Origin of the sequence: Halocatena marina (assembly GCF_023276375.1) — an archaeon.
Classification (GTDB): Archaea; Halobacteriota; Halobacteria; order Halobacteriales; family Haloarculaceae; genus Halocatena; species Halocatena marina.
Genome location: NZ_JALLPK010000001.1, coordinates 3768031 through 3783995, shown reverse-complemented (window position 1 = coordinate 3783995; position 15965 = coordinate 3768031). Strand labels below are relative to the sequence as shown.

The 15965-nt window shown below is 55.7% G+C and carries 13 protein-coding genes and 1 tRNA gene; 7 read left to right on the top strand and 7 right to left on the bottom strand.

Going from position 1 to position 15965, the window contains the following annotated elements:
• Nucleotides 1–655: 655 nt before the first annotated feature.
• Nucleotides 656–2374: an outer membrane protein assembly factor BamB family protein gene (locus tag MW898_RS18005; protein ID WP_248909428.1), complete on the bottom strand. Its 1719-nt coding sequence runs from the start codon at nt 2372–2374 to the stop codon at nt 656–658.
• Between the two features lie 255 nt (nt 2375–2629).
• Nucleotides 2630–2703, bottom strand: a tRNA-Tyr gene (locus MW898_RS18000).
• Between the two features lie 135 nt (nt 2704–2838).
• On the opposite strand from MW898_RS18000, the gene MW898_RS17995 reads away from it, so the two are divergent.
• From MW898_RS17995 to ftsZ, 3 genes are all read left to right on the top strand, one after another.
• Nucleotides 2839–3381, top strand: a complete 543-nt coding sequence (locus MW898_RS17995) for a double zinc ribbon domain-containing protein (protein ID WP_248909426.1) — start codon at nt 2839–2841, stop codon at nt 3379–3381.
• A gap of 224 nt (nt 3382–3605) precedes the next feature.
• The gene (cdrS, locus tag MW898_RS17990) at nt 3606–3785 is read left to right on the top strand and encodes a transcriptional regulator CdrS (RefSeq protein WP_248909807.1); all 180 of its coding nucleotides are present in this window, start codon (nt 3606–3608) and stop codon (nt 3783–3785) included.
• Nucleotides 3786–3841: 56 nt separating this feature from the next.
• Nucleotides 3842–4951, top strand: coding sequence for a cell division protein FtsZ (gene ftsZ / locus MW898_RS17985; RefSeq protein ID WP_507237219.1), 1110 nt, complete (start codon nt 3842–3844; stop codon nt 4949–4951).
• Between the two features lie 115 nt (nt 4952–5066).
• Here the strand turns inward: ftsZ and ncsA are convergent, their stop codons facing one another.
• Nucleotides 5067–6053, bottom strand: coding sequence for a tRNA 2-thiolation protein NcsA (ncsA, locus tag MW898_RS17980; RefSeq protein ID WP_248909422.1), 987 nt, complete (start codon nt 6051–6053; stop codon nt 5067–5069).
• A gap of 124 nt (nt 6054–6177) precedes the next feature.
• Here ncsA and MW898_RS17975 point away from each other — a divergent pair, with 124 nt between their 5' ends.
• A complete protein-coding gene (locus MW898_RS17975) occupies nt 6178–8832 on the top strand; it encodes an AAA domain-containing protein (protein ID WP_248909419.1) in 2655 nt (884 codons plus the stop codon).
• 115 nt (nt 8833–8947) lie between these two features.
• Nucleotides 8948–9508 carry a GrpB family protein gene (locus MW898_RS17970; protein ID WP_248909417.1) on the top strand — a complete coding sequence of 187 codons (561 nt, stop codon included), beginning with the start codon at nt 8948–8950 and terminating at the stop codon, nt 9506–9508.
• A gap of 31 nt (nt 9509–9539) precedes the next feature.
• Here the strand turns inward: MW898_RS17970 and MW898_RS17965 are convergent, their stop codons facing one another.
• A complete protein-coding gene (locus MW898_RS17965) occupies nt 9540–9908 on the bottom strand; it encodes a YlbF/YmcA family competence regulator (RefSeq protein ID WP_373689886.1) in 369 nt (122 codons plus the stop codon).
• A 306-nt stretch (nt 9909–10214) separates the two neighbouring features.
• On the opposite strand from MW898_RS17965, the gene dph2 reads away from it, so the two are divergent.
• Nucleotides 10215–11252 (top strand): diphthamide biosynthesis enzyme Dph2, encoded by a 1038-nt coding sequence (gene dph2 / locus MW898_RS17960; protein WP_248909412.1) that lies wholly within the window; start codon nt 10215–10217, stop codon nt 11250–11252.
• A gap of 91 nt (nt 11253–11343) precedes the next feature.
• Nucleotides 11344–11958 carry an METTL5 family protein gene (locus MW898_RS17955; RefSeq protein WP_248909410.1) on the top strand — a complete coding sequence of 205 codons (615 nt, stop codon included), beginning with the start codon at nt 11344–11346 and terminating at the stop codon, nt 11956–11958.
• Nucleotides 11959–12109: 151 nt separating this feature from the next.
• On the opposite strand, the gene MW898_RS17950 is transcribed toward MW898_RS17955, so the two are convergent.
• Genes MW898_RS17950 through MW898_RS17940 form a run of 3 tightly spaced genes read right to left on the bottom strand, consistent with a single transcriptional unit; the run spans nt 12110 to nt 15965 of the window.
• Nucleotides 12110–13453: a lysine N(6)-hydroxylase/L-ornithine N(5)-oxygenase family protein gene (locus MW898_RS17950; protein WP_248909407.1), complete on the bottom strand. Its 1344-nt coding sequence runs from the start codon at nt 13451–13453 to the stop codon at nt 12110–12112.
• The gene (locus MW898_RS17945; RefSeq protein ID WP_248909405.1) at nt 13450–14079 is read right to left on the bottom strand and encodes a GNAT family N-acetyltransferase; all 630 of its coding nucleotides are present in this window, start codon (nt 14077–14079) and stop codon (nt 13450–13452) included. Before MW898_RS17945 ends, MW898_RS17950 begins: the two co-directional genes overlap by 4 nt.
• The gene (locus tag MW898_RS17940; protein ID WP_248909403.1) at nt 14079–15965 is read right to left on the bottom strand and encodes an IucA/IucC family protein; all 1887 of its coding nucleotides are present in this window, start codon (nt 15963–15965) and stop codon (nt 14079–14081) included. Before MW898_RS17940 ends, MW898_RS17945 begins: the two co-directional genes overlap by 1 nt.

The window sequence follows — 15965 nt, the reverse complement described above, 5'->3', positions numbered from 1 at the left end:
CGGTACTACCAATACGCAGATATAATTACACAAGAGATATGGGAACAATATAGTTAGAAGTGCAATATGAGTGCATCGTTTTCGGTTCTCTGAACGAAATGTATTCCGCTGTATCAGTTCCACGAGAGAGCGTCTCAGTGCCGATAAATGCGGTATTGGCTTCGTAAACAGGACCTAACAGCAGCAATCAGAGGAGGAAGTTGAGTAGCACCTACCGATCTTGGAGCTGCAGAACAGTCGTAGAGAACGATCGTGAGATCACTACTACAACGCCATAATAAATTCTGCTCTGATACAGATTGCGTAAGACAATAGCACTCATGACTTACAAACATAGAACAAGCAGATCCGTTCGAGTATACGACAGTAATGGTGCTACTGCGTTTAGCATCTACTGCTCGACGTTGGTACACCGCCTGTACCAATCAATCACGTCCACAGCTACAGTCACAACAGGGGGGCACAGCTAGCAATTGTTTGAGACCGTAGCCTCGAAAGATTCGTTCGTTTTCTCATCAGGCCACCGATATTTGATACGGACTTCTTCGGGAAGTAGGTCTCGTGGTCTGGACTGTATCAGATGGTGACAATTTGTTCTGGTGTGGGTAACCGACCCGGAAGGATCGGGACAGTCCCAGATCAGATACAGGATACGTTAGTCGGTGGTAAGATATCGCCACGCACCGACTCCAACGCCCGCGATAGCTGTCACCAGACCAAATCCTGGTCCGTCAGTGGCGGTCGTTGCGTCAGTTGCGCGAGTTGCGGGTTCGGAGTTCGAAGCGGTGCCGGTTTGGGTAGGGGTCGCCTGCGGTGTTGTTTCGGCGGCTTGTTGGATCGTCCTGCCCGATTGAGTGTGATTGGGCGTGTCGGTTTTCTCGGTGTGGTCGGCCGTCGATTGGTCAGTATTGTCTGACTGGGTAGGATGTGACGTATCAGTTCGAGCAGTAGTATCGTCCGACTGGGTTCGATGTGACGTGTCAGTTCTCTCGTTGAGGTCACCCTGTTGCTCGGTGTTCTCCGGTTGGGGCGTTGGCGTCGTTGTCTGTGTTTTCGTCCCTTCCAGTACGACGAGACCACCCCCGAGACCGCGGTCGCTGATATACATCTGTCCCCCGGCGACGGCGTCTAACGAATAGCCACCTGACGGGACCTCTCTGAGCTCCTTTTTCCAGAGAATTTCACCGTCTGACGGCTGCAACGCAGCTCCACCGACGTACAACAGTTCCCCGACGCGAATCATGCCACGGTTTGGTATCCACATTCGGGGTTGCTCTTCATTGGTGGGCTGAGGAATGGTCGTCCGCCAGCGTTCATTCCCAGTGGACCGATCGAGGGCAACGACATCGCTGTCGTCTTCGCTCGTGGAGATGTACAGCCGTTCCGTATCGACTGTGTGCATGGCCACGCGAATATCTCCGCCGTAGGCTGTTTTCCACTGGTCATCTCCGGTCCTCGCATTGAGTGCGATGATCGTCGCTCCCGGCCTGCTGTTCTCATTCACGAACAGCGTTTCCTCCGAGACCATCGCCACAGAGAGATCTTTCACATAAGGAAGGGCGTCCCAGACGAGGTCGCCGCTAGCCGCATCGTAGGCGTTGACGCCGTTGGGAGGTGCAACGAACACCAACCCATCGGCAACGATTGGGGCCGAGTAGTAATCGCGCGGACGGGTGCCGAACTCAGTCCTTTGTATAGGCTGGCGCCACTGCACTGATCCATCATCCGCGTTGAGGACGTACAGGAATAGGCCATCTCCACCGTCCATATCCGGACCGTTCACGAACAGTGATCCGTCGACTGCTGTCAGTTCCGAAAACGAAAGACCGTACGGCACATCAATACGCCACTGTTTCTCACCAGATTCTGCATCCACAGCGACAATGGCTGTATGGAAAACGGACGAATCTGCGTCGTAGACTCCAAAGCGGACAGTAGCGAACACGGTTCCGTCCATGACCGCTGGTGTTTCGATATCCCCTGTAATTCCTGATTCTGGGTACTCTCTGTCGGGGATTTTGGCACCAAAGCTCCACAGTTCGGTCCCATCTGTCGCATCAAGCGCAACCAGACCAGTGCCCGAGGCGTACACCGTTCCGTCGACGACCGCCCCCACGCTTGAATCCCCACTGTATCCATGGACGCTCTTGTGCGCGTCCCACGCGATAGAAATATCGCCTGTTGGTCCAACACCGGTCATGGCGGAGTGGGTGGATGCTGCGTTCTTACCAAGCTGTGTCCACTGCTCGTCGCCTGTCGGATCCGAGTCCGCTCGTACCGGGTTGCTCTTTCCGAGAAATACACCACCAGCAACAGCAGCGGTTGCTCCAGAAAGAAATGACCGCCGGCTAATCGGCACCCGTTGATACGTCATTATGTGAGTCACTTAGAGATGTTCGGAATATGCTTTCTGGCCGCTTATTAACAGCCAGTCATTTGGTTTGGTGGTTGAATCATCTAATTTCGGAGAATAGAACGGAGAGTATTCGAATGGGATTGGCAACTATTCAAATCTACTCTTCTCGACGTGAAATGCGTCATCCCTTCGGCACGACTGACTCAGATCATACCGAGACGGATTCCAGACACATCGCTATTCACGGCTCCCACGATGCTGTGTGACAGGAAGTCCGCTCTCCCCGATTTGAACGGGGGACAAGTCGATCTACAGTCGACTGCTCTGCCAGACTGAGCTAAGAGCGGTCATTCATTTGTATGTCCTAACCCCAATTTAACCCTTGTCTTTTTTCGCCGGAGTGAACCATTCTGGTGTGTGACTGACGGACGTATGACGTTGGCACCAACGTTAAAATAGTTTGGGAAACAACGACGGTACGAATGAGCAAGATCACGTTTCGCGCAGACGATGATCTCATTGCCCAGTTGGAGGAGTTCGATGCCTCCAAGAGCGCGATCATGCGCGAAGCGCTACGCTCCTATCTCGAAAATTCTGTCGAGACGTCTGATTCTCGTGCTGCTCCCGACGCTGGGATCGAAATCGATCGGATCGTGCGCGAGCGAGTCGACGAACTCATCACAGAACGTTCCACAGGCGCGTTTACACGATCAGAGCCACAAGATATCAACGTAAACATCACCGTAGACGGAGAGCATGAGGCGTCTCTGGACAATGAGTCGTCACAATCAGCTGAAAAGTGTAAGACGCGTACTACGCCAGAGGATGAATCCGAGGCAAAACGTAAACAGTGTTCTCAGTGCGGTGAACCACTTTCGGAACCCCACGTTTACTGTCCCAACTGTGGAGAAAAATCGAGTCGGCGGGTGTTCTGTGACTGTGGTGATGAAATTCGCTCTGATTGGTCGTTCTGCCCCAGCTGCGGCCGTCGCACGCCTGCGGCGGACGTTCTCGATCAGACATAGATATTTAATTTTACACCATCTCCTGATCTATTTGCACTGTATCAGACGGCAATGTCATACATAGGGCAAAGATTTATTACACCGGCGATAATGCACACACCTGCGTAAGACGATCGTCTTACACGGCGAATCGTGTGGAGTGATTCGGTCGCTTTCGTGTGATTTCGCCGTGTAAGACGCGGGGCGGACGTGCGTCTGATCGTCTTACCGGAAAGGGGAAAACCATGGAGCGTGTGACACTACGGATTCCAAAACAACAGATCGAAGCAGTGGAACAGCTGGTCGAAACGGGTGAGTTCCCGAACCGAAGCGAGGCGATTCGGTCCGCTGTTCGTGATATGATTAACGAAGAGAACGCGGAGCGTCAACGACGGGAAAATAAGCGTCCGTGGGCGCGTGCCTGACGATGCAAGAACTCGTCAACGACGCGCTCGAACACGCTGAGGACGAAGAGCGTGAGATGGCAGATGCGGGAAACATCGACGAGTTCGGCGATCCTCGTATTGTTGTCGTTGGCTGTGGCGGTGCAGGGAACAATACGGTTAATCGGCTTTACAATATTGGCGTCGAAGGTGCAGACACAGTTGCGATCAATACTGACAAGCAGCACCTACAGATGATCGAGGCCGATACGAAAGTTCTCGTCGGTAAAACACTCACGCAAGGACTCGGTGCGGGTGGCGATCCCGCAATGGGCGAGCGCGCGACAGAGATGGCTCGAGGAACGGTCAAAGATGTTCTCTCGGGTGCCGACCTTGTGTTCGTCACGGCTGGCATGGGTGGCGGCACGGGCACCGGGGCGGCACCTGTCGTCTCGAAAGTTGCAAAGGAGCTGGGTGCGATCGTCGTCGGAATGGTCTCAACCCCGTTCAACGTCGAACGGGCACGGACCGTCAAAGCAGAAGAGGGACTCGAGCAGCTTCGTAACGAGGCCGACTCTATCATCGTCCTCGATAACAATCGGCTGCTCGATTACGTCCCAAATCTCCCGATTGGAAAGGCGTTTTCGGTGATGGACCAGATCATCGCCGAAACAGTCAAGGGTATCTCCGAGACGATTACTCAACCATCGCTCATCAATCTCGACTACGCAGACATGACCGCCATCATGGGTCAAGGTGGTGTTGCAGTCATGCTTGTTGGTGAGACCCAGGATAAGAACAAAACCGAAGAGGTCGTCCGCGACGCAATGAGCCACCCACTACTCGATGTCGACTATCGAGGCGCAACCGGTGGGCTGGTCCACATTACCGGCGGTCCAGACCTCACACTCAAGGAGGCTGAGGGAATCGCTCAACGGATCACCGAGCGACTCGAAGCCCACGCAAACGTCATTTGGGGTGCGCGCATTCAAGAAGAGTACAAGGGCAAAGTCCGTGTCATGGCGATCATGACGGGCGTTCAGAGTGCCCAAATACTCGGCCCAACAACACAAAAGCAGGCAGATGCTTCACGCCGTGCTGCCCTGGATCAGGTCAACACGGAGACAGAAACGGAGTTCGGAAGCGCGCAATCCGACGGCGGACAGGATCCTATCGAGACCAACAATGGTCTCGATGTCATTAGATAACCTATCTCCCAGAGAAAATAAACAGGAGATCTACACTTCGGTACTGTCATGAATCGTTTCTAAAATTTAACGGCAGTAGGATGACGTGTGTCGTTTCTTGACCGACGAATAGAAATCACGCAGCATGAACTGCATCTACTAGTTGACATTTCCGACAAAGCTGTTGGGTTGTCGACGCACCGCAGCGTTCACACTCGTTTAATTCGGGACCACCGTCATCGTGGTACTGTTCGGCAGCAATACCAGCGAGTTCCTCGTAGCCGGCCATGATTGAGTGGCGTGTTCCAGGATGATTCTCTTCAAGAGAGAGCAGCAGTTGTTGGATCTCACCTCGGTACGCTTCGCTCGCGTGTGGACATTCTGCCATATGTACCGGGAGATCTTTCAGGTGCGCATAGAGTGCGATTTCCTTTTCGGGAATGTCTCGAAGGGGTTTTGCGCGCGGAATGAACGCCTCTGTTTCGGTGCGCGTCCGTCCGTCGTTGTTCGGATGCTCAAAGCGGCCGAGACTGGCGTCGAAGTGTTTTGCAATCTGTGCAACATCACCTTCGAAAATATTCATCAGCGCGGTTTGGGTCTCGTCATCGAGGTTGTGGCCGGTAAAGAGCTTATCCGCCTCGAACTGTTCTGCATACCGAGAGAGAATATCTCGACGGAAAACACCACAGTACGCACAGGGAGCCATCCCCTCGGGATCCGTTTCGGCCACATCATCCATCTGGAGGTCGAACTCGTCCTCGTAGGTGATGACCTCGTGGCGAATGTCGATTTCATCAGTGAGATCGAGACACGCTTCTAGCGACGCATCGCGGTAGCCTTCGATGCCTTCGTGTATCGTGAGGGCGATCAGTTCGATGCGTGGATCGTTCGCAAACGTTTCGTTGAGAATGTGCGTGAGGACAACACTATCTTTTCCACCGGAGAGACCGATGACCCAATTCTCTGGCGTTTCGGGCGATGCATCATCACCAATGAGTGCATCCTCTCGAATGCGCCGTCTGACGCGCTTTTCGACCGAGCGAAAGAAGTGGCGCTCACAGAGATGCAGGCCAGAGTACGCGGCGTTCATCACTGCCTGATCGCCACACTTGTCACAGTCCATATATCGGCTTACAGAGTCAGGAGAATAACGGTTACGCGAGCCTGCGTCTCGTGCCGGCGAGGAACTGACGGTCCAAACTTCTGCAACCGACACCCTCTTTTCGAGTGGCCGTTCCAGTTCGGGTGTGACGCTTTGCGGCCCTGTCGTCAGCGTTGATGAACCGAAGACAGTGAGCACACGCCACGGCAGCCGCGAGCTCGCTGAAGTGACGATGCGTCCGGAGCGGGGAGCGGGTGCACCTGTGACAGTTACTCTGTGGGGATCGTGGGTCGAGACGGCCGAGCTGCTCGAATCCGGGATGTCGATCCGCGTGACCGAGCCGGAAGCGCGCGAATTTCAGGGTGAGACACAGTATTCCACTACGCGTGAGTCGTACGTTATTGTTGAACCGGAGTTTCTGGTCAACGTGACCGACATCCGCGAGTGGGTGCAGTGTCCGCGCCAGTACTACCTGAATAAGTTCACGAGTGCATCACTCTCCTATCCGCTCGTGAAGGGATCGCTCGTCCACGAGGTGTTTGGCGACTTGCTCCGAGAGCGAGACCTCGATGCATCAATCGAGGATCAGGTCGCGGACGCGGGGCTGAAGCTCGGGCTGCTCGGGCGTGATGCCGAATCTGTCGCGGGCGACGTCAGAGCCAACGCGCGAGCCATCGAGGGCTGGCTCGAACAGGGGAGGCTCACAGAACAAGACGAGTGGCGATCAGAACAGACGCTGATCAGTGAGACGTTCGCCATCAAGGGTCGTGCAGACGCCGTTAGACGTGGTGTACCGGTCGAGCTCAAGACGGGGAAGAACACCAAATCAGAACCACGGTTCGAAGATAAAGTACAGGCGACCTGTTATGCGCTCTTACTCGGAGAACACGACGAAACAGCACCCGATACGGGAACGCTGCTGTATACGAAGAACTCGGCGATTGACCGCGCAGAAGCGTCGGGGGATCTCTCACCAGCGAAGGACTTCTCGATCGGATCTGGACTTCTCGAATTCGTGGTTCGTGCACGAAACGAGCTTGCCGCCATGGAGTACGACCTGTCGGTTCCAACAGGCAAGGAAAGCAATGCAGTCTGTGAGTACTGCTTCGTGCGCGACACCTGCATGGTCGTTGCGGGGCGGCTCGATCAGGAATCAAAAGCCGGTGCGATTGGCGATTCCGTTTCCGACGAAGAGCGCGAGTATTTCGAGCGGCTGTATCGTGCAATTGAGGCCGAACGCCGTGAGATTCACCGCGAGTACGTGAAGCTGTGGACCCAATCAGCCTCAGAGCGCGCAGACGACGACAGAGCACTCATCGATCTCGAGCCACTCGGGCACGACCAGCGAGCGGACGGAACGTGGGAACTTCGCGCGCAGGGAACCGACGCTGTCTCTAAGATACGTGAGGGTGACGTTGTTCTGGCGAGCGACGGCCACCCAACACGTGGCGACGCAGAACTTGCCCGAGTCATTCGGCTCGACAGTGAAATCGTCGTGACGGCGGACGAACCGGTCGAACTCCGTCGTCTCGACGTGTATCCCTCTGATTACGGCCTCAACGTGTTGCAAACGGCAATTCACGACACTGTTCTGAAAGGAGACAGCCACCGGAAAGACATCCTCTTCGGGCGTCGTGAGCCGTCGTTCGGCGAGAGTGACGAGACGTTCATCGAGAACAACGCGGCGCAGAATCGTGCCGTGAAGCTAGCGGTGACGGCCGACGACTGTGCGCTCATCCACGGCCCACCCGGGACTGGAAAGACGTACACGCTTGCACAAACAGTGCGCGCGCTCTGTGAACAGGGCGATCGGGTTCTGTTGGCGGCGTTTACGAACCGAGCCGTCGACAACGCGCTCGAATGTCTCGACGAGCAGGGCTTCGATGCGTTCATCAGAATCGGATCTGAGCACAGCGTTAGTCCGTCGATGCAGGAGGCCCGCTTTGACTATCGAGGTGATCCAACAGAACGGGTCACGAAGCTCCAGAACGCTCCCGTCGTGGCTGCGACGGCTGCTGCGTGTGGTTCGTCCGTGTTGCAAGAGTGTGAGTTCGACGTAGCCATCGTCGATGAAGCGAGTCAACTCACCGAACCAGGAACACTCGCTGCCATCAACCTCGCAGAGCGGTTCGTCCTTGTCGGCGATCACCAACAGCTCCCACCGGTCGTCAGAGCCGACACCGACCTTGACACCTCGCTGTTCGAACGGCTCATCGAACGCTTTCCGGACGCATCGGTCACGCTCGATCGCCAGTATCGGATGGCCCAGCGCATCCAGTATTTTTCATCGGATGCGTTTTACGACGGTGAACTGCGGCCGGCAACACCGGCGATCGCCGGCCAGCGACTTGATGAGCTTCCAACCGTTTCGACAGATGAGCTTCCAACTGAACTCCACGATGCGGTCTCGTTCGTCGATCCTGATGGGAGAGAGAACGGGAACGTGAATCCGATCGAAGCAGAGCGAGTCGCAGAAATCGTCGACACATACAGGGAAGTGGGCGTCAGCTCTGAAGAGATCGGCGTCATCGCCCCGTTTCGCGCACAGGTGGCTGCGATTACACAGCGCGTTCCAGATGAGATCACGGTCGATACAGTTGATCGCTTTCAAGGCTCCTCGCGGGAGGTCATCATCGTTTCGTTCGTTGCTACCGAATCGCTCGACAGCCCGATCTTCGAGGACCGCAGACGGGTAAACGTCGCGCTCACGCGGGCGAAAAAAGCACTCTGTCTCGTGGGAGATGCGGACACGCTTCGAAGCGACCCGTTTTATGAACGGCTGTTAGAATGGGCACAGTAAGAACGCCAAATCGTCCGATACCGCATCAGACGGCCTGTCGCGCACACTCGTTTCCCATGATAGCACCTAACACAGTTCGACCAAGCTGAAGTACGCCTCAGTAGTTGGTGAGATAATGGTCGATGTGGACGACGATCCAATCGAACTCGTGTCATCTAATTATGAAGAATGGTGCGAGCAATTCACCGGAGAGCGCGATCGTATCCGTACGGCGCTTTCGACGCATGCACTTGACGCGCACATTGAGCGAATCGAACACGTTGGCTCGACTGCCGTCCCCGACCTCGCGGCGAAAGATATCGTCGATCTCGATATCATCGTCAACGATGGTACAGTGAGCGATGTCTCACTGGCGCTCGAAGCCGAATGGGGCGGCAAACGTGTGAAAAATTCAGATCAGTGGCAGCCTGTCTTTCGCGTGGAAAACGGTCAACGGTTCAACGATCACGTCTTCGCCGTATCGAGTGACAGATGGAAGATCAGTGTTGTTACACGCGACGTTCTCCGGATGTATCCCGACCTCTGTCGTGAGTACGAGGAGCTAAAGCGTGATCTGTCCGACACGCACGATGATCTCAGTGCCTACTCCAAGGGAAAAACACAGTTCATGAGGCGCGTTCTCGACACCGCACGGAAGGAGGATCTGCCGTACGAGTTTACGGTCCCCTCTCTCTGAAACGGTGCGCACGGAGATTGAGACTGAACACTCAGTCTTGACAGCAGCCGCCGGATTTCTCGCCGAAATCAATTGCCAACGGCTCAGAAATCGTTTCGTTGAGTTCCTGTAGTGTGAGTTCGAGTTCCGATTGCACTTCGAGGAACTCACTCATGACTGGGATGTCGTGAAGCTCTTCTTGGGCGGCCTGTAGCTCCCGGAGGTCCTGATTGGTTGCGCTGCCGGTCTGGCGTGCGAGCATGAACTCCTCGCGCTGTTGTTCGAACTGTTGGACTTTCTCCTGGGCTTCTTCGCTCTCCTCAACGGCCTCCTTGGCTTCGAGGAATCGCTGGTAAGTCGGAAGTTGTGTGATCGCCTCCCCCAGATCACTCGCCAACTCCGTCGCCGTCGTTTCGGGCATCGTCTCGACATCCGGCGTCGTGTCGGTGCTCATACTCGCAGTTGGAAGCGAGATGGTTTAGGTGTGGCGAAAAATGACCCTCCCCCAAATTCGGCCTGCTACTTGAACGGAGAAGTGAACTTGGTGTATATTCCAAATTTTGCTCATTTTCTGCTCGGACCGAGCGTTCAGAACGCGAGAAACGTGAACCAATCATACAGTGAAGCACCAGAGCACGACGACACAACACCTTCAGTGAAAGCAAAGTGAGAACCGAACGATCGTTGAACCGCACGCGTTATCCGCACTGATCCACTGCATCGTATAATGAGTCACGGATCGGAGTTCTCGGAGGGTGATCTCCGAAAGACGGGGTTGTCGCTCAAACACGATCGCGAGTGGGATTACGAACTCGAGCGTATCGTCGAGGCATGCGAAGAGCGAGACGCCACGACGGTTGGCCTACAGTTTCCAGAAGGACTGAAACGACGTGGATCGGCTGTCGCGGACGATCTCGGGGAGTTACTCGGCGACGACGTCAGCATCATGATTTCGGGGCAGCCGTGTTACGGTGCGTGTGATCTCGATACGTACTTGCTGCGCCGGACGGACGTGTTCGTTCACTTCGGTCACTCGCCGATGAAGGAGTCGGATAAAATCATCTACGTCCCGCTGTTCTCGAACGTGGAGGTGGCTCCCATCATGGAGGAAGCGCTCGAAAAGCTCCCTGAAGAGGAGGTCGGCCTCGTCACGACCGCCCAGCACATGAACCGATTCGACGAGATGCGCTCGTGGCTCGAAGAGCGGGGCTACACGGTTCATACGCGCCGTGGCGACGAACGCCTCACCCACGAGGGACAGGTGCTGGGCTGTAACTACGCGAGTGCAGATATTGATGCCGAACAGATCCTCTATGTGGGCGGCGGGAAGTTCCATCCGCTCGGTCTTGCGATGGAACACCCCGAGAAACGGGTCGTGATCGCCGATCCAGTGAACAACGTCGTCACGATCGCCGACACAGAGAAGTTCATGAAGCAACGCTACGGAGCTGTTCACCGGGCGATGGATGCCGAAACATGGGGCGTCGTCTTCTGTACGAAAATCGGACAGGGACGGTGGGAGACCGCGATAGAAATTGTCGAGAACAACGACAACGCCTACCTCCTCACGATGGACGAAGTGACACCAGATCGCCTGCGAAACTTCGGTTTCGATGCGTTCGTGAACACCGGCTGTCCACGCATCACAACTGACGACGGACCACAGTTCCACAAGCCGATGCTCACGCCGGGCGAATACGAGATCGCTGTCGGCAACGCACCCCTCGAAGATCTCTCGTTCGATACGTTCCACGGAACGTGGTGACTGTCGCTACCACTCGGATCGAGTCGCAGTTGTGGCTGGGTTGTGTGTCTAATTTGCAGTTGCTTTTATTCGTCCCAATACTAGGCGTGCTATGCGACGGGGTGCGCTCGAACGCGAACTATCGGCGGTCGCTGGCTTCGAGGAGCCACGCATCGAGTTCGAGCAGTATCCGACGCCGGCGGATATCGCTGCCCATCTCATTCATCTCGCGGGCACACACGGAGATCTTGCAAATACTGTCGTCGATCTTGGAACCGGAACAGGGATGCTGGCGCTCGGTGCGGCGCTGAGTGGAGCGAGCAAAATCGTCGGTATCGACCGCGATGAGCGTGCGCTCTCGTCGGCCCGCGAAAACGAGCACTGCGTTACGCCCCCAGTGACACCAGCGTGGATACGCGGTGATGCAACCCGTCTCCCACTCTGTTTGGATGAACCGGTTACAGTCCTGATGAATCCGCCATTTGGCGCACAACAAGGACGAGCGCACGCAGATCGGGCGTTCCTCCGTGCAACGTCTGATATCGCAACCGTCTCCTACTCGATACACAACGATGGGAGCCACGCGTTCATCGAGGCGTTCGCTGACGATCACGGAGGAACCGTTACCCACGCGTTCGCCGTCGATCTCGATCTCCCGCGACAGTTCCATTTCCATACGACCGACAAACGAACGATCGACGCCGAGGCGTACCGAATAGAGTGGTGATCTGTCGGTCGTAAATCGGTTGCAATCTCGTGGAGTGCACTTGATGACGAAGCGGTAGAAAGCTATCATCAAATATTTCTGTTAGTTCTCGCATCTTCGCGCGGGTACGTCAGTCGGTTTATGTTGTTACATCCTGAGAGTGACTCTGTTCTCAGTTTTGAGGCTGACCCTGGTCTCGGGAAGCACCGGGGGCGTGTTCAAGAAACCGCTCGACGGAGAAATCTTGATAGACAGTATCGGTGTCTACCGAGTAGGCTTTGTGCCCGAGGAGTTGATTGATAATCCGCGTGTTTCGGTAACAGCCGAGTCCGAGATCCGGCGCACCGACGCCGTGAGTGTGTAACTCGGCGTTTTGGACGAACACTCGGCCTGCAACATCGTCGAGTTCGATGCGGTAGTCCTCGCTCATCCGGAACCGACCGCTCTCGTCGCGCACAATGTGCGTTTCGAGTGGATCGAGAAAGCTGGGATCGGGGCGTTCGTAACCAGTTCCGAGAATGACGACATCGCTTTCCTGAACAAATGACTGTTCAGTCTGCCATTGCTCGCAAGTCAGGCGACAGCCATCTTCTGTCGCCTGAACGTCCGAGACTTCGGTCATCGCGAAGAGACCAACGTCCGGATCACGGGCACCGATCGATCGGCGATAGAGGAGATCGTATATCTCAGCACTCGTGTTGACGTCAATCCCCTTATACAACAGCCCCTGCTCCGGAATGAGTTCGTCTTTGGTGTCCTGATCGAGTTCGTAGACGTACTGTGTGTACTCCGGCGTGAAATGTTGGAGTCCGAGTTTCGAGTACTCCATCGGGAAAAATCCCTCAGAGCGGGTGAGCCAATCGAGACGGTACTCACCGTCGGGTTGGCGCTGGAGAAGATCCAAAAAGACCTCAGCTGCGCTCTGGCCCGATCCGACGACCGTAATTGAATCAGCATCGAGACACCGCTGCCGGTGTGAGCGATACGCCGCTGTGTGAAACACGTCTTCTGAGTGACCGTGTAGCGAATCGGGAATCTGTGGCTGGCTCCCGATCCCGAGTGCGACGTCAGCGGCTCGGTATTCATGCTCCTCCCCGCTGTCGGGGTGCACGGCCGTAATGACAAACAGTTCCTCCTCTTGCTCCCAGCGCACTGATTGTACCCGGCGATTGAACAGGCAGTTATCGAGGCGCGTTGTGACCCACTTGAGGTAGTCGTTGTACTCTCTTCGGGGAATCTGGAACGTCTCGTAGAAGTAAAATTCGTAGATTCGTCCAGTTTCCCGCAGATAGTTGAGGTAGCTGTAGGGGTTCGTTGGATCCGCGAGTGTAACGAGATCCGCGAGAAACGGCACTTCGAGCGTCGTTCCCTCGATGAGCATCCCTTCGTGCCACGAAAACTCCGAGCGCTGTTCGAGGAACACAACGTCGAGGTCCCAGTCTTCAAGGAGAGACGCGAGACCGAGATTGAACGGACCGAGACCAATGCCAACGAGGTCGTACGGTTCGTCGGTCATTGGCCATCCTCACCTGTGTCGGCACTCACTCGGGTTTCGTTTCCACTCGAACCGTGCTGTTGGAACTGCGCTCGTTCACAGGCCATCAACAGAGCGTCTTTCTCCGGGAGTTCGATCTCTCGGAGCGGTTCGAAGCCACACTTTTCGAAGACGTGAATCACAGTCTCGTTTCTGACATCGGGTTCGGTGAGGATGCGGTCGGTCTCTGGATGGCAAAACTGCATCTCCGTGACGGCTCGCACCAGCGGTTCGGCGTATCCACGGCCGAGATACTCCGCTGGACCAATGAGCAGGTGAATCCCTTGATCGGCCGCGTTCGTCTCACAGTAGTCCGCTATCACGTCGTCTGCCGCCCAGTAACACTCCCAGTAGCTCATCGGGACGTGATCGAGGTAGCCGATGTACGGTGCCAAATGCTCGTCCTCGATTTTCTCGACGAGTTCGGCCCGAAACGTCGGAAGCGGGTCGTTGAGCTGCCAGTATGGAAGGACGTGTTCTGCGTTGAGCCACGCGTGCAATCGCTCAAGATCGCGCTCCAACGAGACCTGTCTGAATGCAATCAGCTTTTCGAGCCTCTCGTTGTAGGTTCTGTAGTCGTAGTCCGACGGGAACGTTGGACCGGTCATCACTGGGCCTCCCGTTCAGTAACGAGCGGGTTGTCGATCTCCGTATACACCGACTGGTTCTCGATCGAGGCTTCGAGCTCGTCCATCCCGTGAAATCGAGTGAGCAAGTTCGCCTTGCAGGGAATCGTCGGTGACGTGAGAAGCGGCTCCAACAAGTTCGACGTCTCGCGGTCGAACGCTTGCAACCGGTTCAGTTCCTCGCGAAGAAGCTCTAACAATCGCCGCTCGTCGACGAGATCGGCGCATCCGAAGGCGTTGATGAGACCGAACGTGTTGTTCAAAATGACGTAGTATCGGATGCGCTCGTCTGCAATCGCGTCCGGACAGATCGTGTCTGCTCGTTCACCGACGCCAGGAAGAAGTGCATCGACGGCCTCGTAGGTCGATTCACAGAAGTAATAGCCCTGATTGTCGCGGTAGTAGAACTGGTCAGGATAGCCGTCATCCAAGGCCAGCACGCTGTTTTGCTGATGTGCCTCGACGCCGACGCCGTGGGTGAGGTACAACCAGAGCACCGGGCGCACAGAAATTGCGAGATACTGACGGAACCAGTCCTCACTAACCGTCGCTGTCGTGCGACCTTCGCGGTCTGCGAGCGTCCGAATGATGTGATCGAGCCGCGAGGCATTGTGGTCGGTTCGGTCGGTTGTACGATAGAGGTGATCCTGGCATAGAGCAACGACCGGCGTCGCATTCGTCGCTGCATCACCACGGAACGGATTGTCACGGAGGACAACTTCGAACCCTGACTCCCGCTCGGTCCCGATATCGAGCGTGAGAGAGGCGGGGTCACGAACGACCTGAAAGTCTGGAAACCGCTCTCGGAGTTGCGCTCCCAACTCTGTTTCGAGAAGTTCGCTCACAGCGACGCCTCGCTCTAGCTCCGGTCGTTTGTTCGTTCGAACGGAGTTGGTGATCTTCACATCGAGTGACCCTTTCACCATGAATGCGGCAGTCGGGTTGTACAAAGTACGAACGGATGATGTGGGATAGAACGTCCGTCCGTGTGCGCCAAGATGTTCGAGGCACCCGTCCTCGATCGCCTGTTGGACGTGGGGTTGATCGAGGAGATACTCGGCTTGCCACGGGTGGATTGGGAGTAACGCGTCCTCGCTGTCGACGTGTGAGGAGATGAACGCATTCGAAACGTTTGGATCGTCGCGTAGCTCCGATTTTACCCATTCTGTGGCGCTCTCCTCGCGCGCCGACCCCTGTGTCACAATTTCGGGATCAGCGCGGAAGTAGTGCAGCTGAAACGCCCCGTGTAGCTCGGGCGCGTACGTCGGCGCATCACGGCGAGCGATCCCTTGTCTACTTTTTGGCGTCGGATGAAGGAGATGACCGAACACGAGTGACTGCTCGGCGTCCCGAAAGGTCGTCTCGAACCCGTAGAGCTGCTCGAAATCGTCTCGGGCTGCAACGTAACGTTCGATGTTACGAGCACTCCGAATGACTCGCAACAGTAGCTCATCAGCACTGTCGTCTGAGTCCGAGCGTGAAAGCGCGAGCTCACGAACGATCAGACTTGCGAGCGTGGTGTAGTCCAGCTCGATCCAATCCCCGGCTGAGCGAACGTACACCGGAAGGTCAAACAGGTGGCGCCCAGTTGGCGATTCGTATCGGACGGGAAATAGTAAATCGAGATTCAGAGTAGACAGTTCACTCCAGAAGACGGTATCACACGACAGCCGTCCCCCATTTCCATCGCTCTCTCCATTATCGTTGTTGTCATCTCCACCATCGTTTCTACCGTCCCGTGCTGTGATCGAGATCTCGTCCGGTTTCAGACGGTCGTAGTTTCCTGTCTCGCGCAGATAGCAGTTCACGAAACTGTGGATCGTTGCCGATTCAGCAATTTTCTCGGAGGATATCGATTTATCAGTCAT